Below are 21,760 nucleotides of genomic sequence, written 5' to 3' on the forward strand. Positions count from 1 at the left end.
GCAATGACCCGTGGAGGGTTCAGAACTCGACCGCCCGGGCCGTGAAGGGCCGTGAAACCTGCGTGCGCAACCCTCAATTCCTTTGTTGCTCGCTCTCGGCATCTCCAAGCTCCACCGTCGGTGCGGCCGGCTGGGCCTCCGGCGGGCGATCGAAGGCGGTCGACGGCGGGAGGCCGGGTGTACCGGTGCCCGCGATGAGATCGAGGATGAAAGTGCGCATGCGGGCACCGTCGGCGTCCCACTGGCGTTCGTCGAGGAGCCGCTCGCGTAGCTTGAGAGCTGGCAACAGTGTGGGCTGGTTGTGGATTGCCATCCGCGCGTTGAGCAGGGCGGCCGGTCGGTCGCCGCGCTCCAGTTGGGCGAGGGCTTCGTGCAGGTACGCCTGGGCCAGGCGCTCGCGGCCGCTGGCCAGCAGGCCGGCCCGCACGCCCACGCGCATGCGCTCGATGTCCTCGCGCAATACACGGAATTGGGCCTGTTCGGACGCGGTATCCTTCAACACATGGACCGTGAGCAGGATGATGACCTCTTCGCGCACAGTCTGATCGTTCCGGTTTCCGAAGAGGATGCCGCCGAACGGAATGTCCCCGAGCGCGGGGAGTTGCTGGCGGGAATTGACGGTACGCTCGCGGAAGAGTCCGCCGATGAGCACGGTGTTGCCGTCGTTGACCAGCAGGTCGGCGCGCGCTTCGGTGGTTTCCTCGAACGGCAGGTTCGAGGGATTCAGGCCGCCGTTGCTGTCCTTGGGGTGGACGGTGAGGCGCACCGTGCCGTCGTGGTTGATGAACGGCCGGAAGCGGATCTGTGTGCCGGTTTCGAGAAACTCAACCTTTTGCGTGGCGATCGTCTCGGTGACGATGGTGGTGATGTAGCCGTCGCGGCGGCCGACGATGACCTCGGCTTCCTGCTTGTTGAGGGCGGAGATCTTCGGATTCGCTACGACCACGACGTCCGTGACTTCTTCGAGTGCGCGGATAAAAGAGGCGATGTTGTTCTTGATGAGGCCGAAGGTGAAGCCACCGTCCGGCAGTGTGGCATTGAAGCTCGTGTTGATGTTGAAAGTGGTGTCCTGCAGACGGGGAGCCGGAGTGCGCCCCGTGGCCAGGTCGGCGGAGGCATTGCTGACACTCCCGACGTTCTCGAAGTCGACGCCACCTAGCATGTTGAAGTCGATACCGAACTGGTTCTGCTCCGTGAGCGTGGCCCGCAGGATCGTGGCCTCGATCAGCACCTGCGGTGGCCGGCGGTCAATATCAGCCAGCACGCGTGCCACCTCGGTGAGCAGGTGCGGAGTGGCGGACACGACGAGGTAGTCCGTGCTCGCGCTGGGCGCGGGCGCTCCCGCCGCCGCCGTTGCTGTGCCGCCGCCGGTCTGTTGTCCACTGCTTTCGACGACCATCCCGTGCTCACCAACGACAGCACGGGCCGCGAGGGCCGCATCCGGGACGGTCACATATCGCAGAGGGAAGACCCGCGCCTCGGGGGGCGGGTGCAGCGCGGCGAGCTCATCCGCGGTACCGACGAAGATGGTGTTGTCCACCACATGGAACACGAACCGGTCGGGGGCCAGCACGGCGTCCAGCGCCTGCTCCAGGGTGACGCCGTAGAGGTTCGCCGAGACCTGCCCGCTCACGCTCTTGCTGGCGACGATGTTGGCTTGTGCCTCGTAGCTGAGCATTTCCAGGACAGCCGACAGGTCCGCCTGCCGGACATGCACGTCGAGCAGTCCGGTCGCGGCGCGGACGACGCGCGGCAGGCGGGTGCCATTGTTGCGCGGAGCCCCCTCGTCCGAGCTGCTCGCGGCAGGCGGAGCCGGCGGGGACTGGGCCGGAGTCACCGCCGGCTCGGCTGGCGGCTCGTCGCGCGCTTCCGCGGTCAGGCACCCGACCAGCAGCACGGTTGCCAGTACGACGTACGGCATTCGTAGATTGGCACCACTAGACCACCACACGCGCAGCTCCATCCAGGCCCTTGGCCGGACTTGCAGGTCACCCCGCACCGGCGGGCAGCGCAGGCGCTCCCGGCCGATATTGCGGACGTTGTGACCGCTGTTGCACCCCTCCCCATCGGAGGGGCGTTATCGGCGGGTTGAGAGAAACAGGGTCTGGCGGCGGTGCCCGCGCGGGTCTTTTCGGACGGGTTGCCAAAGGGGCATGCGGTTGTGGAAGTGCCGCAAGGATCCGGTCGATGGACCCGATGGGGAGCGCCGCGCCCCGTGGAGTCGGAGTATGCGATCGAATCGGGACGAGGGTCGCAAAGTGGGACCGCGCCGGCCGTGGAGTGGCTGTTCGCTCGGGTTCGCACTGCTTGAGATCTTGCTGGTAGTGGTGATCCTGGCGGTGATCGGTGGGCTCGCCCTTCCGCGGTTTCACAGCGCGCTGCAACGGCAGCGGGTCGAGGCGGCGGCACAGCGTGTAATCAGCGATCTTGACCTGGCGCAGCGGCAGGCACGGACGACCAACGCCGCCGTCACGGTGTTTTTTGACCCCCTGGGACCGCGGTATGCCGTGCAGGGATTGGCGCACCTGGACCGCGCCGGGGCCACCTACGCGGTGGACCTCGGGCAACAGCCCTACGAAGTCGGAATGAGTTTCTCGGCCAAGAACGGGGCGAATGCCGTGGTGTTTGACGGCTACGGGCAGCCGAGCGGTGATATGCGGATTGAACTCCGCGCGGGGGACGCCAAAGCGGTTGTCCTGCTTGACCCAACGACGGGTGCCGCCACACGGGAGTGAGGGCTGATGCAGCGTGCGACCCGCCCAATCCGACTCCGCGGCTTCACGCTCATGGAGCTGGTGGTCAGTCTGGCCGCGTCGGCCGTGCTGCTGGCTGGCATGGCCTCGGCGATCATGATTGCCTCGCGGGCACTGCCCGGGTCTGAGCAGGAACTGGATGCGGAGGTTCAAGCGCTGCTGGCGCTGGAACAACTCGCAACGGAGATTGCCGGCGCCATCGCAGTACCCGAACGCACGGCGCGGGCTCTGACACTGATCGTCCCGGACCGCAACGACGACAGCCATGACGAAGTGATCCGGTATACCTGGGACGGCCAGACGGGCAGCCCACTGCTGCGGACGTACAATGGCGGCAAAGCGCGCGCGGTGCTCACCCGCCTGGGGGCGTTCACGTTTCGTTATGAGGTTCAGACGATCCAGTTGGCGGAACTGAGTCTCGAGGAGACCCAGTCCGCGGAACTGTCGCTGGCTGCGGTGGATACGACGCATTCCCTGGCGGATCAGGACATCGCAGTCAATCGCTGGCATGGGCAGTTCTTTCGACCGACCTTTGCGGATGTGTCCAATGTCGAGTCGTGGCGACTGTCACGCATCTTTCTGCGGGTACGGCGTTCGGGCTGGGCCACCGGGGAGTCGTGGGTGGAGGCCTTCCGGGCTGATGCACAGAACCACCCGACAGGCGCTGTACTCGCGCGTGGGCGGCTGGAAGAGTACGGGCTCACGAGCAGTTTTGTGTGGCGGGAAGTGCCGCTCACCATGACGGCAGAACTCGCACCGTGGGAGGGCGTCTGCATCGTGGTACGCCCGCGTCTCAACTCCCCGACCGGCCGCTTGCGGTACACGACGCAGCAACAGGCCACCCCGGCCGTGACGCGGCTCTGGAGCGATACGGGGGGATACACTTGGCAGGCGTATTCGGGGGAGTCCCTGCTCTTCGTGGCGCGCGGTTGGGTGACGACCCTGGAACCAGCGGCTCCGACCACACGTCAAAAGCTGGTTCGCATTGGCGTGCTGGTGCAGTTGGAAGGGATGACCCGACCGGTCGTGGAGGTGGCATTTCCCTTGCTGAATCCGCCGGAGGTGGGGCCATGACCGGGCTGGGGCGGCGCCGCGCGCTGAGCATGATTGAGGTGACGATCAGTGCCGCGATCGTGGGGGTCATGCTGGTGGCTGCGCTGCAGGCGGTGATGGTGGCGCGCGTGGGACAGTTCCGGATTGCGACCCACGCCCGCGGCGCGCTCCTGGCGCAGGACCTGCTCGCTGAAATCATGCGCTGTCCGTATGTCGAGCCCGGGGCGACCGTGGATTCGATCGGGCCGGACGCGGGCGAGACGGGCAGCACGCGGGCTGGTTTCGACGACCTGGATGACTACCACGGATGGACCGAATCACCCCCGCGGACCCGCACCGGTGAATCGCTCACTTGGGCGGTGGGGTACGAGCGGGTCGTTGAGGTGGTCTGGGTACGACCGGAGCCGGGATTTCCCGTGTCGGCCGACCCTACCGGACTCAAGCGGATCACGGTGATGGTGCGTTATCTGGGGACCGATGTAGCTACCTTGGTAGCGCTGCGGTCAGCGGCCGGCGTGGCTCTCGGGGGCGCGGTCGCCGAGGCCGAGCCGGTAGTACCGAATGACCCCGGACTACTTGAGATATTGCTGAAGGGGGCTGGGAGTCTGCTGGGCTTATGATGGGAGCCGGACACATGCGAAGGCGCCCGTCGGCGCAACCTTCCCCGGCCACACGGCGGGCTACCGTGTATCTTGCCACGCTGGGGTGCGCCCTGCTGGTAACCCTGGCTGGCGTGTCAGCGGTGCTGGCGACCCGGGTGCGCCACCGCATGGTGGCGGCGGACACGGACCATGCAGCGACGCGCTACCTGGCGCAGTCCGGTGTTGATCTGGCACAATACATCATGGCGCTCAACCCGAACTGGCGGACGGAGTACGGAAGCGGAGTATGGTTCGAGGACGAGCCGATCGGTGCCGGGCTCCTCACATTGGTGGTCAGCGACCCGGGGGACGGCGATGTCAGTGTCGGAATCTGCGATGCCGTTCTTGTACGTTCGACGGCACAACAGGGGGCGGCCCGTTTCAGTCTGGAGGTCATGCTGGTTGCGGATGCGGTCGGGCGCGACCCGCTTGCAGACGTGCTGGCCCGCATGGCCCCGCTGGCCTGGTGGCGCCTTGGCGAAACAGACGGCACACAGTCGGTCGACGCCGCCGGGAATTTCGTCGGTCTGTATCGGAACGGTGTGCAGGTGGGCGCGCATGTGCCGCAGCGTTGTGATCGGGCTGCGTACTTCGACGGCGTCGATGATCTCGTAGATATCCCGCACGCGCCGGAGTTCCTGCTCGATTCCGGAAGTGTGCACTTTTGGTTCATCACCGATGTGGCCACGGGGCCGCGCGGGCTGTGGACGAAAGATGCCCAACTTTACGGTTCCGGCGGCCACTTCGGGATTTGGATCGACAATTCGCGGGTCCGCACGCGGATTCAAAGTCTGACAGCCAGCTACGAAATCGTATCGGGGGTGGTGCCGACCAACACGTGGCATCAGGTGGTCGTTACCTTCGGCGACACGGGGCTGCGGCTCTATGTGAACGGTGTGCAAGTCGCATCCAACGCGTACAAGGGTGGCTGGGGTACTACTTCCGGTGGCAGCGGCAACACCGAACCGATCGGTATTGGCGTGAACACCAGTAATTCGCATGCCGGTGTGACTTCGGGCTGGGTCAATCCGTTCCGCGGCATGATCGACGAAGTCGCCTTGTTTGACCGGATCCTCACGGCCGCCGAGGTCGCGGCACTCTACCAGGCGGGTTCGACGCACCCACCGCATACCTTGCGCACTGTCCCGGGTACGTGGACCCACGTCGTGCCCTGAGGACCGATAAGACCTGCTCATGTCAGCCGGGTACTGCGTCGCTTGCAGATTTTCGTCGTGGTTACACTCGGACACTCCAGCCGGCGGGGCCGCGGCGGCCGATAGGCAATCGCAGGAGTTGTGCCATGAATCGAAGCAGATTGACAAAAAGACACGGCGGCCGTTCAGGACACGTGGGCCGGGTGCTGACCGCCATGGCGACGGTGGGCCTGGGGCTCGGTGGTCTGACAGGGTGTGACGACGCGACGAAGCAGCAGATGGGCGAAGTGTTCTTCAGTTCACTGGAGGAAGGCCTGACGACGATCCTCTCGGGTGCCGTCGCCGGGGTCTTCGCAGGGGTGTCTGATCGGCTGGGCACCGGAAGCGGTGACAGCACGACGCCATCCGATTAGTCGCAAAGCCGCGGCAGCCGCATGCTGGCGTGTGATACCGGGATTGCGGCCGAAGCAAGTGCCCCCATGCGTTGTGTGAGCTCTAAGTCACAGCGCGTCCCCACATCTCCTGCGCACTCATCCACTTGTACATAAACAGCCGGCATCCTCTCGCTCGGCGTTGGCGCTCCGTGCTGCGGAGTGAGCCGCGCGGCTGCTGATCCCAGGATAGCGGTCGGATGTGCATTCCAGCCGTGCGGCGTTGCCGCCGGTCGCGTGGACAGCTACGCTCCCAGAGGATGCGTCGGAAATGCCGGTCACGTGGTGGGCGGCCCGACCCCAGCTCGCAGGGAACCTACCGGGCGATGAAGAACCGCACCGAACTCGAACGGCTGCTGCGCTACGGACACCCGTGCATCTCGATCTGCACGTTCGAGGAAGAGCACGCGCTGACACTGGTGCGTGATACCGCGCTGACCATCGGTCGTCCGCTGTGGATGTGGTCACTCGGTGGGGGCGTTCAGGATGGCCTGTTGGACCGTGGCCGGACCGTGCCCGCGACGGACGCACCGCTGGCGGCGTTGGCACACTTTGCGGAGCTGCAGGGGGCACCGCTCTGCGTCATGCTCGACCTCGCCGCGCATCTGCGGGAAGAACGTGTGCTGCGGACACTTCGGAACACCCTCCGGCACATCGAGCGCAACGGCACCCAACTCATTCTCATCGATCACTCGGAAGAACTGCCACCCGTGTTGCGTGAATACGTGACAACGTTCATCTTGCCCTTGCCGGATGAGGAGGAGTTGGAGCGCATCCTGCGACAAACGCTGCGGGAGGCACACCGCGCCAGCCCGATCGAGATCGACATCACGCGCCATGGGCTGAAGCTGATCACGCGCAACCTGCTCGGGCTGACGCGGCGCCAGGCCATGCGGATCATTGCGGACGCCGTGGCCGACGATCGCCGTTTCGATGAAGCCGACATCAACACGGTACTGGTTCGCAAGCGCCAGACGCTGTATCAGACTGGCCTGCTCGAGTACGTCGAGGCACCGGTCAGTCTCGACGAGATCGGTGGGCTTGCGCGGCTCAAGCACTGGCTCGCCCAGCGCCAGCACGCGCTCAGCGACGCGGCCCGTGACTTCGGCCTGGGGCATCCGCGCGGCGTACTGATGCTGGGGGTGCAGGGGGCGGGCAAGAGTCTCTGCGCCAAGGCCATCGCCACCGCCTGGCAGCGTCCGCTGCTGCGCATGGATGTCGGCGCGCTGTACGACCGCTACGTGGGTGAGTCGGAGCGGCGGTTACGCGATGCGTTTCGCCAGGCGGAAGCCATGGCGCCGCTGATCCTGTGGATCGACGAGATCGAGAAGGCCTTTGCCTCGGCCGCCAGCCGCAGTACGGACGGCGGTCTGTCGCAGCGCATGTTCGGTGCGCTGCTGACGTGGATGCAGGAGCATCGCGCCCCCGTCTTCCTCGTGGCGACGGCCAACGATATCGAGGCCCTCCCGCCCGAACTGCTCCGCAAAGGGCGCTTCGACGAGATCTTCTTCGTGGATCTGCCCACCCGCGCCACGCGCGAACAGATTTTCGCCATCCACTTGCGGAAGCGGAACCGTGATCCGGCCCGGTTCGATGTGGCGGAACTCGCGGCCGCGACCGAGGGCTTCAGTGGCGCGGAGATCGAGCAAGCCATCGTTGCTGCGCTGCATACGGCGTTCGACCAGCAGTCCGAGCTAACCACCGACCACATCCGTACGGTGCTCGTCGACTCGCCCCCCCTCTCCGTCACCATGGCCGAGCGCGTTGCGGCCCTGCGGGCGTGGGCCGAAGGCCGCTGCCTGCCGGCAGATTGAGCATGGGGCCCGGCAGCGCTCCGCCACAGGTTCCACCGGACACACGGAGCAGCCGCCTGCGCGAACTTGCACTGGTTTTTCTCAAGCTGGGCACGGTGTCTTTCGGTGGGCCCGCCGCGCACACCGCGCTGATGGAGGAGGAGTGTGTCCGGCGGCGGAATTGGTTGGGGCGGCGGGACTTCCTGGACCTCGTTTCCGCGACGAATCTCATCCCGGGACCCAACTCCACGGAACTCGCCATTCACATCGGCCACCGCCGCGCAGGAGTGGCCGGGCTGCTCGTCGCGGGCAGTTGCTTCATCCTTCCCGCAACGCTGATTGTGCTGTGCTGTGCATGGGTCTACGTGCGGGTCGGAACGCTCCCGCAGTTGGCGGGCGCGCTCTACGGCGTGAAGCCGGTGGTGGTCGCCATCATTGCGCTGGCACTCGTGCGTTTCGCTCGTACGGCCCTGCACGGCCCGCGCCTGCTGATCCTGGGCGTTGCCGCCCTTGCGGCCGTCTGTGGCGGACTGCATGAATTGCTCGTACTGGGCACGGCGGGGTTGCTCGCAGCGGTTCTGCCGCCAACGAGGGGTTTGCCGCCGAGGGCGGGGGCCGCCGTGGTGCTTCTAGGAGCGCTACCGACCCCGCGCGCCACCGCAGCCGCGGCTGGGTTGCTGGCTACGACCACCACAGCCACCACCTTCGGGCTGCTGCCGCTATTTCTGTTCTTTGCCAAGGTGGGATCCGTGCTGTTTGGCAGCGGGTATGTGCTGCTGGCGTTCCTGCAGAGCGACCTGGTGGATCGCTGGCAGTGGTTGTCCACAGAGGAACTGCTCGATGCGGTCGCCATCGGCCAGGTGACACCGGGCCCCTTGTTCACAACGGCGACGTTCATCGGCTACGTGCTCGCAGGTGTTCCGGGGGCGGCTGTTGCGACGGTGGGCATTTTTCTGCCGGCGTTCGTCTTCGTCGCAGTCAGTGCGCCGTTCATCCCGCGTCTGCGGCAGTCGCAGCGGCTGGGCCGGGCGCTGGACGGGCTGAACGTCGCCTCCCTGGCGCTGATGTTTGCGGTCTCATGGCAACTCGCGTGCGCGTCGGTGGTGGACCTGCTGACGCTGGGACTGGCGGTGGGGGCGGGAGTGGTGCTCGCGCGGCGGTGGCTCGGCTCGGCGTGTCTGGTTCTGGCCGGTGGGCTGTTCGGCGCAGGTCTTGGGCACTTCGGCTGGGCGGGTTGATGTTCCGCCGGTGCGCAGCACAAGACGCAGCCGACTCCGAGCGCGGGTTGCTCTGCGGTGTCGGCTGCGTCTTGAGCGGGACCGTTGTTTTCAGGCGGTCCGGACTTTCACAAGTTGCTTACGGGCGTCGGGGCGTTTCGGCAGTACGATCGTCAGCACACCTTCCTGGCAGGTGGCGCTGACCTGCTCGGTATCGATCCCCGGCGGGAGGGGCACGCTGCGACGGAAGCTGCCGAATTCGCATTCGCTGCAGTGCACCTCGCCACGCACCTCCTCACGCTCCTTGCGTTTCTCACCAGAGAGTGACAACTGGTTGCTGGTGATCTCGATCTGAACATCCGACGCCGTCAAACCCGGCACTTCAGCCCGCACGGTAAGGGCCGCATCCGTTTCCGTGATGTCGATTCGCGGCAGGACACCTCCGAGGACGCTCCCCAGTGACGTTCCCCAGGGGGCGTCCAGAAACTGCTCCCAAAGGCGATCGAACTCCGCGCGCAACGTCCCCTGCGAATGGGATGCCTCACTCTTACGTACGGGCGCTTGGCTTTTGTTCCTCCATGGAATCAGGTTCATCGTAAGTCTCCTTCCGTTCTGCGCGGTCTGTGCAAGCACCGGCAAAGCTGGTGGGAGCCGGTCGAACTAGACCGCGCGTACCTCGATTCTCCGGGTCTTCGCGGCCTCGGCCTTCGGCAAGTGCAACGTCAGCACGCCGTTCATCACCTCGGCCGCGATCTTCGTCGCATCGATACCTTCGCCGACCTGGAACGTGCGGACAAAGTCGCCGATGCCGTACTCACGCACGAGCCACGGGGTTTCCGGACCCTGCCGGGCCTCGATCTTCACACTGAGCCGCAGCTCGCCGCGCTCGTAGTTCACGTCGATGTCTTCCGCCCGCGCTCCCGGCACATCCGCCAGCAGCAACAGCTCATCCCGCAATTCCACGATGTCGACGGCCGGAATGTACGACCGACCACCGCGGACCCGTTCGGCCTGCACGGGCGTGGTTTCGCGCTTCTCAAGATTTGCAGCACTCATGATGTATCCTCCGGACGGCGCTGGGCGCCGCATGGATGTCTGGTGAGGTTCGGTCCAGCCCGCCACGGCTCACGCCGAGCGCACGGTGATCTTGCGGGCGCGGGCCTGCTCCGCCTTGGGCAACGAAATCGTCAGTACACCATTCTTCAGCACCGCCTCCACGCGCTCGGCCTCGATCTCGACCGGGAGCGTCAGGAAGCGCGTGAACTCGCCGATGCCACGCTCGCGCCGGTGGTACACGGCATCATCGCCGACGGGCGGCTGGCGCTGTCCCTTAAGGGTCAACTCATTCCCTTGGATCGCGATTTCGAGATGCTCCATCTTCAGGCCCGGCACCTCGGCCTCGACCATCAGCTTGTCCTGCTGCTCCCACAGGTTCAGGGCGGGAAACGGCTGGAAGCGCGGGTCGCCTTGGCCTTCACCCCCAAAAGTGTCGAGCAGCCGATCCATCTCGCGCCGCAGATCCATGAAAGGGGTCAGCGGCACGAATCGTCGCGTCATGAACATTGCATTTCTCCTATGTTCGCTTACCTGCGCCGGGCGACCAGCCGCGGTCGCCGCCGACTCCGGTGGACATAGAAAGCAACCGCCGTTCCAGTTGAAACGCGACCTGCCTGACAAGCCATAAACTATTTATAAACAATAACTTAAGAGCAATATAGGTGTGCTGGCGCCTACCCTGATCCCCCTGTCATTTCGTCACCGCTGACAGTGTCGCGCCGACATGTAATTTCGGCAGTACCGGCCTGCCACGCGGTTCTTGGCCGAGAACAAGTCTGACGCGGGAATCCGCTGCTTCGTTCCCATGGTAGGAGTTGTGCCCGATGCTGCTTGAACGTGTGACGCCGGGCCCCATGCGAGTTCAAGTGCCCCCGTACCGGGCGACCGTTGAATTGTGTCAGTTCCGCATGAGCCCCGGCTTGCCCCGCTGTACCGGATACGCCGCCAGCAGCAGTCCCCCGAGCGTGATCAGCATGACCAGGTGCGCTCCCATGTCGCGGGGTGTCTCCCAGGCCCATGCCAGCAGGCCCGCCACCCACACCACGAGGCCGACCCGCGCCGGCCACGAGCGCCCGACGGCGCTGGTTTCTCCAGGGCGCGCGAACGCCGCACCTACCAGCAGCACCACCGTTGGGAGCGCCCACACGAGGTAGTATTGCCGCATCAGCGGAGAAAAGACCAGCAGGCCCAGCATGTACACGGCGGCCTCGGCCCGCTGTCGATCGTTGTCGAGGTTCTTCCCCGGCCGACGGGTCAGCCACAGCAGCCCCCCCAGCAACACGACCGCAACCGCGCGGCCAATTTGTACGATCTGCTCGCGCTCCAGCAGCACGGGGCGCCAGGGTGCCGGGAAAGGATGCTCCGCCCACGTCCAGCGCGCCAGCGTCTGCTTGATCGACTGGTTGCGGTGGTCGATGAAGTGGGCATCGAGGTTCGGGTCGAGGAGGTCGCCGGACCCGCCCCGCACGTTGTATTCCCACCACTCCAGGTGGTAGTTCCAGGCCTGCGCCGGTCCGAAGGCGAGCAGTGGCGGCACTGCTGTCAGCATGACGCCGGCTACGCAGAACGCGGCGACTGCCACCCATTGGCGCTTGACCACCAGCCACACCAGCAAGAGTCCGGGCAGCAGTTTGAGCACTGCGGCGCCCGCCAGCAGGGCACCGCCGCGCAGGGGCCGCCCGCGTACCGCGGCGTCCACCCCGCCAACCAGCAGTGCCAGCACGAAGTAGCTCACCTGGTTGAACCGACTGGCTTCGACGAACGCCGGGGCCGCCAGCAGCGCTGCCAGCAACAGCCAGCGGCCGGCCGCGCCCCCCGGTAGCCATTTCCGTAGAACGTGCAAGGTATAACCGAGACACACCAGTTGGGCCGCCGCCCAGACGAGGGCCCCCCAGACGGGTCCAAAGGCGGCCATGGGAGCAATCACCAACGGCACCACCGGCAGGTAGAAGGGCAACTGGCGGTGGTCGTCGATCTTGGGTGGCCGCACGACGTTGGGATTCAGCTCGCCATGCTCCCATACGTAGCGGGCATCGAGGTAGAAGTGGTGGAAGTCGAACTTCTCCCGCACCGCGCGATGAAACGAGAGCCCCCCCAGGGCGACCAGCAGGATCGCCAGTGCGACACCACCGTTGCGTTCCCATGTGGCGCTAGACACGCGGATCTCCCGCGGGATTCGAGACGCCGGTGCTGAAGTGCGGTGGCGGCAGTGCGTCCGGCCGTTGCTGGAGACGCACCAGCAGAACCAGCAGCGGGGTTGCCAGGATCAGGACCGACAGCAGGACTACACCCGCCGCTTCAGGCCAGCGCGTGAACGTGTCGGGTTTGGGCCAGAGCAGCAACTGGATGGCAAGGAAGGCGGTGAGTGCGGCGAAACAGAGCCACGTCCACGCGCCACGGAATCGGTGGTAGTGCAGCGCCGCCGCGAGCAGACTGAGGGCCGGCAAGGCCCACACGAGGTGATAGCGCCGCATGATCGGCATGAACCACAGCATGGCCAGTACGACCAGCGCCCATTCGAGCCGCAGACGCCACACCGGAAGCGAACGAGCCGGCTTCCGCAGTAGCCACAGTAGTCCGCCCAGCGTAGCCATGTGCGTAAGCAGAACGAGCCGCGCCACCGTGTCGAGCTCCCAATGCACGATGTTCAGGGTGCGGGCCTCATCCGACTCGTAGCGTCCGTGCAGTCGTGGATCGTTGTCGAAGCGCGTTGTATAGCTTGTGGGGTGCAGCCAGCGGCTTGCCACGGCCCCCAGCCCCTGGTTACGCCAGTCCATCTCGCGCTGTGCACGCACCAGCGCGCCGTGCGAACTGCCTGCCACGGCGCGCTCGAACCACCCCACGTAGGCATCGTGCGCCGTGACCGGCCCAAGCGTGATCGCATCCGCGACCGGCCCCGCCAGCAGCACGGTTCCGGCCGCTACGGCAACGACGCGCGTCTGCCGTTTCAGGAGGAACCAGACGGCGACCAATCCCGGCGTCACCTTCAAGAGGATGGCCCATCCCAGCCAGAAACCCGCTGCAAACGCGTTGCCGCGCGCCCAGCACACGAAGCTGCCGACGAGGCAAAGCAGCGTGAGCGTGTTGATCTGATTCAACCGCAGTTCCCATGCCCACGCTGCCGCGAGCAGCAGGAACGGTGCGAACTGCGTCACCGGCCAGTCAGTGGGTGGGAGTCCCGTAAGTTCCCGCCCCAGCATTCGAAGTACCGACAGGATTGCTACGGCATTGAGCGTCAGCCACACCGCGCCGGCCGCCTCGTGCGGCAGCCACGTCAGCAGCGTGAGCAATCGCGCCACGGCCGGCAAGTACCATCCGAGTGAATCCCGCCAGACCGGGCGCCCGTCCACCAGGTCGTAGCCGGGATCGAGCGTGCCATGCTGCAACAACCAGGCACTGCTCTTGTAGAAGTACTCGAAATCCGGCTCCTGCCGCGAAAGCTGCCGGAAGCCCGGCACCGCCAGCCACACCACCGCCGCTACGAGTCCCACCAGGCACAACCCACGGAGGGGCCGCGGAGCGGTACGGGGGGTTGGGGTGGGGAGCGCGGCATTCATGGGGTCGGATGATAGCCGATGCGTGGTGAGATTCGGGCCTACAACAAACTAAGGATATCCTTTCGGGCGACCAGTCGTGTGCCGCGCACATCTTCCACGCCGCAGGCCCGGAGCCATTTCAGTTTCAGATCATCGAGCAGCGCCTGTGTGAGTTTACCGCTCTGGTCGCGACCGATGACCTTGCCCCCGGCGCGGTTACGGTGTCCGCCCCAGTGTCCCACGCCTTTCAGGGTGCGCCCGAGCAGTGCCACGGCATCCCCACCGTCCGCCGTCGTCCGGGCGGATACCAGCAGGTTGTTTTCAATGACCGTCGCGCAGAACACCCGCTGGGCCTCGGCGTACCGCACCAGCAGGTCGGCCACCTCACCCACAATCTCCGCGCTGGCCGACCGCGGCAGAAAACTCACCGCCACATCCTCGTACAGGAACGTGTTCACGATCGCGAGAATCAGATCCTCGTAGTAGCTGCGCGCCAGCGGTGCATTCTCGATTTCCTGCAGCAATTGGTGGTCGACAAATTCCGTCAACCACCCCAGCACGCCGCGCTCGGCGCGCGTGAAGCGTGTCGACGTGCCGATCACCTCCGTCCGCACCGCGTACATCAGGGCCGTAGCCAGCTCCCGCGAGGGTGTCAGCACTTGGGCTCTCAGGTACCCCGCCACCATCGTGGCCGAAGCAGCCATCCGCGGCCGCACATCCCGGAACTTCACCCGCACCGGTTTGCCCGTCACCGCGTGATGATCGATCACCGCGACCGGTGGCGCGTGCCCATTGCCCAGCAGGTGATTGGCCTGGCTGGGAGCACAGTCCACCAGGACCGTCGCGGTCGCCGCATCCGGCGTGAAGGCGTCCACGAGCTCGATGGGCGGCTTGAGCAGGCGCACCATGTGCACGTTCTCGGCCCGCACGATCGCGCCACCCCCGATCAGTCGTACGGGTTTCTTCAGTCGCTCCCGGCACAGTGTATACAACCCCCAACCTGCGGCGATGGCGTCCGGGTCCGGGGTATCGTGCGTCGTCACGACGATGCGCTCGTACTCGGCGAGCACCCGCAGCAGGCGGTCAGAGCGGTGGTTGCGGCTGGACATCAGCGCGGTGGACTCCTGCTTCAGACCGGCGGCACCAGGGCCGCGATCGCGTCCGCTCCGGTCGGCAGCGCGGCGGTCAGCACCTCCGGACCGCCCTCTGCCCGGATATGGATCGTGTGCTCGATCCGGATGCCTCCGAACTGCTCTGCCAGCAGTGACTCGACGCGGTCGCGCCGGACGACATCCGCCAGCGGTTCGACCAGTTCGGCGGACCGCCAGAGGGCGGGATTGAGGTAGATGCCGGGTTCGATGGTCACACACATCCCCGGCGCCAGGTCGCGATCCATCCGCAGGTAACACGTGCCGAACTCCGTCGGCCGCGTCCGTCCCGGCGCATACCCGGCGATGTCGCCATAGTCTTCCATATCGTGCGCTTCAAGGCCGATCAGGTGTCCGAGTCCGTGCGGGAAGAATAGCGTATGTGCGCGCCGCGCGTGCAGATCTTCCGCCCGACCACAGAGCAAGCCCACGTCCGCAAGGCCGCGGCAGATCTCCAAGGCCGCCAACTCGTGCAGCTCACGGTAACGGCGTCCCGCGACCGCTGCGTGGAGCGCGGACTGATGGGCGCGCAGCACCACCTCGTACAGATCACGCTGGATCGGCGTCCAGCCACCGCCCACCGGCGCCACGCGCGTGGCATCCGATGCATACCCGGTCGGTTCTTCGGCGCCCGCGTCGATCAGCAGCAGTGCCCCCGGTACGAGCTCATGGTCGCCCCCCGTGGCGTGGAAGGTCTCACCCCGGATGGTGATGATCGGTGTGAACGACTCGGTACAGTTCCGGGCGACGAGCGCACTTGCGAAGACCGCCGCGACATCCGCTTCGCGAGCTCCGGGTCGCGCCGCGGCCAGCGCAGCCCGGATCGCGTCCGCAGTGACTGTCGCAGCCCGCCGCATGGCCGCCAATTCGTGCTCATCCTTGTGTAAGCGCAGTTCGACCAGCGCCCGGAATTCGTCCGCGCTCGGTGCCGCGAGCCCGAGGGCCTGGGCCTGGGCTATGGTGCGCGGCCCCTGTGTGAGGATGGCCGCGACGGACCGCCCCGCGACAGCCGCTGCGAGCGATTCCAGGTTGTACAGCCGGTTGAGCGACAGGCCCGCCGCCGCTGCGAGCGCGTCATCCGGCAGGCCGGGGCCTTCCCAGATGGCATCCGCCACTGTCGAGGGCGCGCGAAAGAGCGTGCAGCCCGCATCCCCGTCGCTGCCCGGCTCGATCAACAGGGCGGCGTGCTCGCGCGCTGGCCCGCCGAAGTATCGGTAGGTGCTGCCCGGACGGAACGGGTACGTGTTGGCGGCGTAGTTGCGGGCGGGTGCGTGCCCGGCACAGACCAGTAGCGGGCGTGTGAGTTGTCGAGCCAGCGCGGCGCGCCGGGTGCGGTACACAGCGGGGGGGGCGGCCATCCAGAGTGCAGCGGACATGCGGAATCTCCTGAACACCGACATTCTACCGCTCGGAGGTCGCGGTGCGCGGTCTCAAGCGGGCAGGCGCAATTGCCCGACCAGTGCCGTGACATGGGGCAGGTCGCGCTGGGCGAGGTATGTCGAGATCCCGGCGGCGATTTTTTGCGGCGTCGCCGGATCGACGAACAGCGCCGTGCCCACCGCCACGGCCGAAGCACCGGCGAGGAGGAACTCAACTGCGTCCAGGGCTGTCTGGATGCCACCCATGCCCAGGATCGGCACCCCGGCGCTGCGGGCGACCTCGCGGTACACCCGGTGAATGTTGAAGAGTGCCAACGGCTTAATGGCCGGACCGCTCAGCCCCCCCGTGACGTTGGCCAGCCGCGGTGTCCACTGTTGCGCGTCGATGCTCAGGCCCACGTAGGTGTTGATCAGACTCAGCCCGTCCGCACCGCCCTCGATCGCGGCGCGTGCCAATGGCACGATGTCCGTCACGTTGGGAGACAGCTTGACTATCAATTTCGCGCGTTTCAGCACGGCGCGGGTCGCGGCCGTCACCTCGCGCAGCAATCGCGGGTCGGTGCCGAACATCAGCCCGGCCGCCACGTTCGGGCAGGACACATTCAATTCGATGCCGGCAATCGCCGGGTGCGGATCGAGAGCCGCCGCCACCGCGACATAGTCATCGATCGCATACCCGGCAACATTCACCAGGACGGTCGTCGGCATCTGCGCGATGAAGGGCAGCTTCTCGGCGAGGAAGCGCTCCAGGCCGACGTTGGCGAGCCCGATCGCGTTCAGAAGGCCCGCCCGTACCTCGACGATACGCTGTGGCTCGTTCCCGGATCGTTCGTGCCGGGTGACGCTCTTGGTGGTGAAGCCGCCGAGCTGGTGGTAGTCGAGCAGGTGCGCATACTCGGGTCCGTAGCCACAGGTGCCCGAGGCGGTGAGCACCGGATTGCGCAGCGCAAGTCCGGCGAACTCGGTTGCGAGCCGCGGGTCGTCGGCCGCACCGGCGACAGAAGGGGTCCTCGCGGAGTTTGCTCCGACGAATTCGGTGGATTTTTCGACTGCGCCTGCCATGCGCGCAGCATCGGGCGGGGGGCAGAGCGTGTCAACAGCGGTCCGGGTGGTGGGGGCGCAGGAGTCCTTGCCGCAGATTGGCTAGCGTTCTGAGGGGGGCCTTCGCGCCGGTGCAAGCAGCACCGATCGGTGGACTCGTGTACCGCTGGCACGACGGCCGTCACCGCCGACGACGCGCGGTGCGTCCCTTTTACGCCCCGTGAGAACCGGGGTATCTTGGCACCCATGACACGGTGCCGCCGGACGGCGGTGGACCTAGAGGCAGCCCGTTCGCAGAAAAGGATTCCCGGTGGCGAAGAAGAAAACACGCCCTGCGGCACAGACGGTGAGTACTCCGCGGCCGGCCCGGGGGGCGCGGGCGGCCGAGCGCGCCGCCGTGGGCAAGCGGATCATCGGGCTTGCGGAGGGGGTCGTGAAGACGGTACGGAAGCGGACAGACCCCTTCCTTGATATCCCTTCGCGCACACTGAGCAACGTGCGCTTCAATGAGAAGAAGCGCATCATCGAGCTGCTCGATGGCAAGCAGCGGCGGTTCTTCTTTAGTCTGCTTGGCCGGCGGAAGGGCGAGGGCAGCCAAGCCAAGAAATTCATGCAGACGCTGCGAGTCGCGGAAGTTTGCAAACGGTTGATCGACGCGGACGACTCAACCAGTCTGCGTGACCTGTTCTACAACCTGAAGGTGCCGATCCGCACGGCCGACGGCAAGGCGGGCAAAGAGCTGATCTTCGACGATCAATCTGAGTCGGACCCGGTGATTGAGGATCTCGAGGTTACGGTGAGTGCCCTGCGCGAAGAACTGGGATTGCACGCGGAGACGAAGGGGGCGATGGTCGGCCCGCTGACGATCGTGGACAACGGTGACACGATCGACCTCACGGCGATGGGCTCGGGTGGCTGGGCGGTGCCAAGCATCGTGGAGGCGGACGTCATCCAGTTCGTGCGATCGAGGGCGGAGTTTGTGCTGCTGATCGAGAAAGGTGCGGTCTGGCAGCGGTTCAACAAGGACCGCTTCTGGGAGCGGGAGCGGTGCGTGATTCTGCATGGCGGTGGTCAGCCGCCGCGTGGCGTCCGCCGGCTGGTGTACCGGATGCACAACGAACTGCAACTGCCGGTGTATGTGCTCGTCGATAACGACCCCTGGGGGTACTATATCTACAGTGTGTTGAAGCAGGGCTCGATCAACCTCGCCTTCGAGAGCCAGCGGATGGCCGTGCCCGCCGCACGGTTCATCGGCATGAGCAGCTTCGATGCGGCCGCTTTCGACATTCCGGCACACGTACCGATGCCGCTGACGGATGAAGACGTGCGGCGGGCGCGGGAGATCCGCGAGTACCCGTGGTTCCAGAAGAAGGAGTGGCAGCGCGAGATCAAGCACATGGAGGCGCTGGGCGTGAAGCTGGAGCTGGAGGCGCTGTCGATCAAGAATTTCAGCTTCATCACGGAGGAGTACCTGCCGAGGAAGCTGCGGGAGAAGAAGTGGCTGGATTAAGGGGTAGTCAGTTCGGACAGGGTGTGCCGGCCTTGAGCGCCGCGATGAAGCCCGAGATATCCGCGAAGTTCACAGAACCGTCGCCGGTGAAGTCGCCGGCTTCGTAGGGGCACACGCCTGCGGCCGGATCGGTGACCCAGTCATCCGCCGACGTCTTGATGGCGGCAATGAACAGCGCGATATCGCCGAAGTCGACCACGCCGTCACAGTTGAGGTCACCCCGGCAGAGCGGCGGGGCCGCCACCACCGTGGCACGCAGCAGGGCCAGCCGCGACGGCTCATCCGCGCCGGTTGCCAGAATGGTGAGCACGGCGAGTTTCTCACCCGGGGTGCCCGTGTCGAGCACAATCGTATGGCTGTTGGCGGGTGCGCCGGGCGCCGCGACAAACGGCCCGCTTGCCACCGCGAATCCGGTGGGCGGTACGAGCACATACTCGAGCGGCGCGATGCCGGCTGCGGTCCAAAGCGCGACATGGCCGGCATTCCAAACCTCGAACAGCGCGGTAGCCGTCGTGCCCTGGACCACGGTGCCGAAGTCAACGAGTGGGGTGAAGCCCACCTTGGCGGGCAGGCAGAGGTCGAGATACACCGGCAAATGACCGCCGGCCGTCGTGGCGACATTGCGCAGGGCCTGGGCAATGGCACTGCCGACCATCGCGTTGCCGGTGACCGTCAGAGCCATGTTGAAGCTGGTGCCATCATTTCCCCAGGCGCGGTAGGAGTGGTACGGGTCATGCCACGTTGTGGTGCTATAGGGTACCGACGCATCACCGAGGTACTCGAAGCCGACCCCATCGAGCAGCCCGGCGCCGAGCAGGATCTGGTCAAAGCGGTCGTCCATGCCGCCAGCGCCGCTCGGATCCTGCGTATGGATGAAGCGATAGGTGGCGGCCCGGTACCATGTGCCGGGCGAGCTGATCGGATCGAAGAAGGGACCATCCAGCGCGCCACCGACGAGTGCGCCATAGGCGGCCTCGGTCGACGATCGCATGTTGAAATCTCCCGCGACCAGGAACTGCCAGGCGGCGGGCAGGGCCAACGCATCAGCCCGGATGCGCTCCGCCTCGGTCAGGCGCCGGAGCTGATCATCGCTCGAAGTGCCGGCCTTCATGTGTGTGCCGTAACACGCGAGGATGGCGCTGGGCGTGAGATAGCCGACCGGACGCAGGTCGAACCGCGGCGTGCTCCTGGGCGGGTTGGGCGAAGAACCCGGCTGCGAAACGGTCGTGGTGCTCAGCAACGTGACGCGGCCGGTCCGGTAAAACAGCGCGCGGCCGGTGTCGCCGCCGGCAGCATACACACCGACCCAGTCGCCGGGGCTGCCGGGCGCGGTATTGAGCGCGGTCGTGAATGTCACGACCGCGACCGCGTTCATGAACTCCTGACCGATGATTACATCCGGCGCGAAAACCCGGCCCTCGAACGAGCCGTAAACCGCGGTCTGAATGTCGTCGATGCGGCCGCCGTTGTAGTTGGTGATGTTCCATGTCGCGATGCGGAGCTGCGCCAGTGCCACCGGGCAGATCAGCAGCAAGGCGAACAGCAAGCAACCACGTCGCAGAGGGTGTTCGCGGCGCGGGGGCGATTTGCGTGTGGCAGGTGTCATGCGTGTGTTCACCGACCTCCGAGCGCAGGTGAAGAGCCCCCGCTGCTGCTCTCGGGAGTGTAGCAAGTCAGCGGTCTGAAGTCACCGCGAAAGTGCGAACGCGGGCAGATGTGTTCGGCCAAGGCGGCCGGGTGGGTGACTTGGACCGGTAACTTGCTTCGCGCGGTGCCCGGTCGTGAAGCACTCGAGCTGTGTCCGGCGTTACGCTGCCATCCCCCGCGGTTGCACGGGGGCGGTCCGGCGCGCTAGGATTACAGATTGTGGGAGGGCCGGAACGAGTGGAAAGCGTATTTTGGAGTGGCCGAACTGGAGCGTGGCAGGGGCGGCTGGTGCGGGAGAATACAGTGATCACTTCGCGCGGCGCCGGCAACATTGCAGCGGTGCTCGTCCTCCTCGGGGGTTGGGGTGTGGCAATCGGCTTCGCGCAGCCACGTCTCACACTCTCGCAGGAGCGCTGGGACTTCGGTGACGTCTGGCATCCGGAGAGCGTCACGTTGGCGCTCCGGGTCAGCAACACGGGGGACGCGCCGCTGAACATCGCGAACGTCCGATCGACGTGTGGCTGCACCGTAGTGCAACCGGCGAAGAAGGTCCTCGCGCCGGGCGAGTACATGGAAGTGCCGGTACGTTTCGACACGGCCGGTAAGCAGGATCGTGTGACCTCCAGCGTGATCTTTGAGACGGACGATCCGCAGCGGCCGAGTGTGACGCTGGCGATTGCCGGCAACGTGAAGCGGGCAATTCGCCGGGAGCCGCTCGGCGGGCTTGTGATTCGGACGCTGGATGGGCGACCAGGGCAGATGGGGGTCGTGCTGCTGGAGAACCTCACGGAGCAACCGCTGCAAATGCAATTGACGGCCACGAGCGCCCCTTGGCTGGATGTGCAGGTGCAGCCAGTCGTGCCGGGCGTCTCGGTGCAACTGGTGGGCCGGACGCGCGAACCGTTGCGGCCGGGGGAGTCGCGGCGCGGGAGTCTGCGGTTTTCCACTGGTTTGACGCGGGAGCCCAGCTTCGATCTGCCGGTGCGGGTCGAGGCGCTGCCGCTGGTGTACGCGAGCCCGCCAGCGATCATGCTGGACGAGCGGATCTCGGCGCAGCCGACGACGCGGATGGTCAGCTTGCATTACTATGGAACACGCGAGGACTTCGCGATTACGAAGACGACGTCTTCGTCGCCGCTGGTGACGGTGCGCGTCCTTTCGACGCAACCGCCGACCGGTGGGATGGCGCAGTTGACGCCGAAGATCATGCGGATGGTGCAGACCCAGCTCAGTCTGCCAGGGTTCGCGGACCTGCCCGCCGAGGGCGTGACGCTGACGTTTGAAACCAACGATCCGGCCATGCCGCGAGTCGATTTCATTGTGACGCGTGAGCGGGGGGTTTGGGAGAAAATCGTTTACGGTGAGCCAGCCGGGCCGATGGTTCCGGCGCGGTAATGCAAC

19 protein-coding genes are annotated in these 21,760 nt (G+C 66.0%); 9 read left to right on the forward strand and 10 right to left on the reverse strand.

Going from position 1 to position 21,760, the window contains the following annotated elements:
• Positions 1 to 73: 73 nt before the first annotated feature.
• The gene (locus tag IPM18_16590) at positions 74 to 1,921 is read right to left on the reverse strand and encodes a hypothetical protein (GenBank protein MBK9121201.1); all 1,848 of its coding nucleotides are present in this window, start codon (positions 1,919 to 1,921) and stop codon (positions 74 to 76) included.
• Between the two features lie 307 nt (positions 1,922 to 2,228).
• Here IPM18_16590 and IPM18_16595 point away from each other — a divergent pair, with 307 nt between their 5' ends.
• From IPM18_16595 to chrA, 7 genes are all read left to right on the forward strand, one after another.
• Complete coding sequence (locus IPM18_16595; protein ID MBK9121202.1) at positions 2,229 to 2,735, forward strand: hypothetical protein; 507 nt, start codon at positions 2,229 to 2,231, stop codon at positions 2,733 to 2,735.
• A 6-nt stretch (positions 2,736 to 2,741) separates the two neighbouring features.
• Positions 2,742 to 3,827 carry a type II secretion system protein gene (locus IPM18_16600; GenBank protein MBK9121203.1) on the forward strand — a complete coding sequence of 362 codons (1,086 nt, stop codon included), beginning with the start codon at positions 2,742 to 2,744 and terminating at the stop codon, positions 3,825 to 3,827.
• Complete coding sequence (locus IPM18_16605) at positions 3,824 to 4,426, forward strand: hypothetical protein (GenBank protein ID MBK9121204.1); 603 nt, start codon at positions 3,824 to 3,826, stop codon at positions 4,424 to 4,426. The genes IPM18_16600 and IPM18_16605 overlap by 4 nt, the downstream gene beginning before the upstream one ends.
• 14 nt (positions 4,427 to 4,440) lie before the next feature.
• A complete protein-coding gene (locus tag IPM18_16610) occupies positions 4,441 to 5,622 on the forward strand; it encodes a LamG domain-containing protein (protein ID MBK9121205.1) in 1,182 nt (393 codons plus the stop codon).
• Positions 5,623 to 5,747: 125 nt separating this feature from the next.
• Positions 5,748 to 6,014: a hypothetical protein gene (locus IPM18_16615; protein ID MBK9121206.1), complete on the forward strand. Its 267-nt coding sequence runs from the start codon at positions 5,748 to 5,750 to the stop codon at positions 6,012 to 6,014.
• A 344-nt stretch (positions 6,015 to 6,358) separates the two neighbouring features.
• Positions 6,359 to 7,846: an AAA family ATPase gene (locus tag IPM18_16620; GenBank protein MBK9121207.1), complete on the forward strand. Its 1,488-nt coding sequence runs from the start codon at positions 6,359 to 6,361 to the stop codon at positions 7,844 to 7,846.
• A gap of 2 nt (positions 7,847 to 7,848) precedes the next feature.
• Positions 7,849 to 9,063, forward strand: a complete 1,215-nt coding sequence (gene chrA / locus IPM18_16625; protein ID MBK9121208.1) for a chromate efflux transporter — start codon at positions 7,849 to 7,851, stop codon at positions 9,061 to 9,063.
• A 90-nt stretch (positions 9,064 to 9,153) separates the two neighbouring features.
• Here the strand turns inward: chrA and IPM18_16630 are convergent, their stop codons facing one another.
• The 8 genes from IPM18_16630 to IPM18_16665 all read right to left on the reverse strand — a co-directional run bounded on the left by IPM18_16630 (position 9,154) and on the right by IPM18_16665 (position 17,223).
• The gene (locus tag IPM18_16630) at positions 9,154 to 9,636 is read right to left on the reverse strand and encodes an Hsp20/alpha crystallin family protein (protein ID MBK9121209.1); all 483 of its coding nucleotides are present in this window, start codon (positions 9,634 to 9,636) and stop codon (positions 9,154 to 9,156) included.
• 66 nt (positions 9,637 to 9,702) lie between these two features.
• Positions 9,703 to 10,098: an Hsp20/alpha crystallin family protein gene (locus IPM18_16635; protein MBK9121210.1), complete on the reverse strand. Its 396-nt coding sequence runs from the start codon at positions 10,096 to 10,098 to the stop codon at positions 9,703 to 9,705.
• A 69-nt stretch (positions 10,099 to 10,167) separates the two neighbouring features.
• A complete protein-coding gene (locus tag IPM18_16640) occupies positions 10,168 to 10,599 on the reverse strand; it encodes an Hsp20/alpha crystallin family protein (GenBank protein ID MBK9121211.1) in 432 nt (143 codons plus the stop codon).
• 397 nt (positions 10,600 to 10,996) lie between these two features.
• A complete protein-coding gene (locus IPM18_16645) occupies positions 10,997 to 12,256 on the reverse strand; it encodes a DUF2029 domain-containing protein (protein ID MBK9121212.1) in 1,260 nt (419 codons plus the stop codon).
• Entirely contained in the window at positions 12,249 to 13,589 is a 1,341-nt protein-coding gene (locus IPM18_16650; GenBank protein MBK9121213.1) for a DUF2029 domain-containing protein, read from the reverse strand. Before IPM18_16650 ends, IPM18_16645 begins: the two co-directional genes overlap by 8 nt.
• 104 nt (positions 13,590 to 13,693) lie before the next feature.
• Positions 13,694 to 14,743: a DHH family phosphoesterase gene (locus IPM18_16655; GenBank protein ID MBK9121214.1), complete on the reverse strand. Its 1,050-nt coding sequence runs from the start codon at positions 14,741 to 14,743 to the stop codon at positions 13,694 to 13,696.
• A 20-nt stretch (positions 14,744 to 14,763) separates the two neighbouring features.
• A complete protein-coding gene (locus tag IPM18_16660) occupies positions 14,764 to 16,158 on the reverse strand; it encodes an aminopeptidase P N-terminal domain-containing protein (GenBank protein ID MBK9121215.1) in 1,395 nt (464 codons plus the stop codon).
• 54 nt (positions 16,159 to 16,212) lie between these two features.
• Positions 16,213 to 17,223 (reverse strand): dihydroorotate dehydrogenase, encoded by a 1,011-nt coding sequence (locus tag IPM18_16665; GenBank protein ID MBK9121216.1) that lies wholly within the window; start codon positions 17,221 to 17,223, stop codon positions 16,213 to 16,215.
• 376 nt (positions 17,224 to 17,599) lie between these two features.
• On the opposite strand from IPM18_16665, the gene IPM18_16670 reads away from it, so the two are divergent.
• Positions 17,600 to 18,712, forward strand: coding sequence for a DNA topoisomerase IV subunit A (locus IPM18_16670; GenBank protein ID MBK9121217.1), 1,113 nt, complete (start codon positions 17,600 to 17,602; stop codon positions 18,710 to 18,712).
• A 7-nt stretch (positions 18,713 to 18,719) separates the two neighbouring features.
• Here IPM18_16670 and IPM18_16675 read toward each other — a convergent pair whose 3' ends face one another.
• Positions 18,720 to 20,318 carry a hypothetical protein gene (locus IPM18_16675; GenBank protein ID MBK9121218.1) on the reverse strand — a complete coding sequence of 533 codons (1,599 nt, stop codon included), beginning with the start codon at positions 20,316 to 20,318 and terminating at the stop codon, positions 18,720 to 18,722.
• A gap of 344 nt (positions 20,319 to 20,662) precedes the next feature.
• On the opposite strand from IPM18_16675, the gene IPM18_16680 reads away from it, so the two are divergent.
• Entirely contained in the window at positions 20,663 to 21,754 is a 1,092-nt protein-coding gene (locus IPM18_16680) for a DUF1573 domain-containing protein (protein MBK9121219.1), read from the forward strand.
• The last annotated feature ends 6 nt before the right edge of the window (positions 21,755 to 21,760 follow it).

Source organism: Phycisphaerales bacterium, from assembly GCA_016716475.1.
In the GTDB taxonomy this organism is placed as follows: Bacteria; Planctomycetota; Phycisphaerae; order UBA1845; family Fen-1342; genus JADJWG01.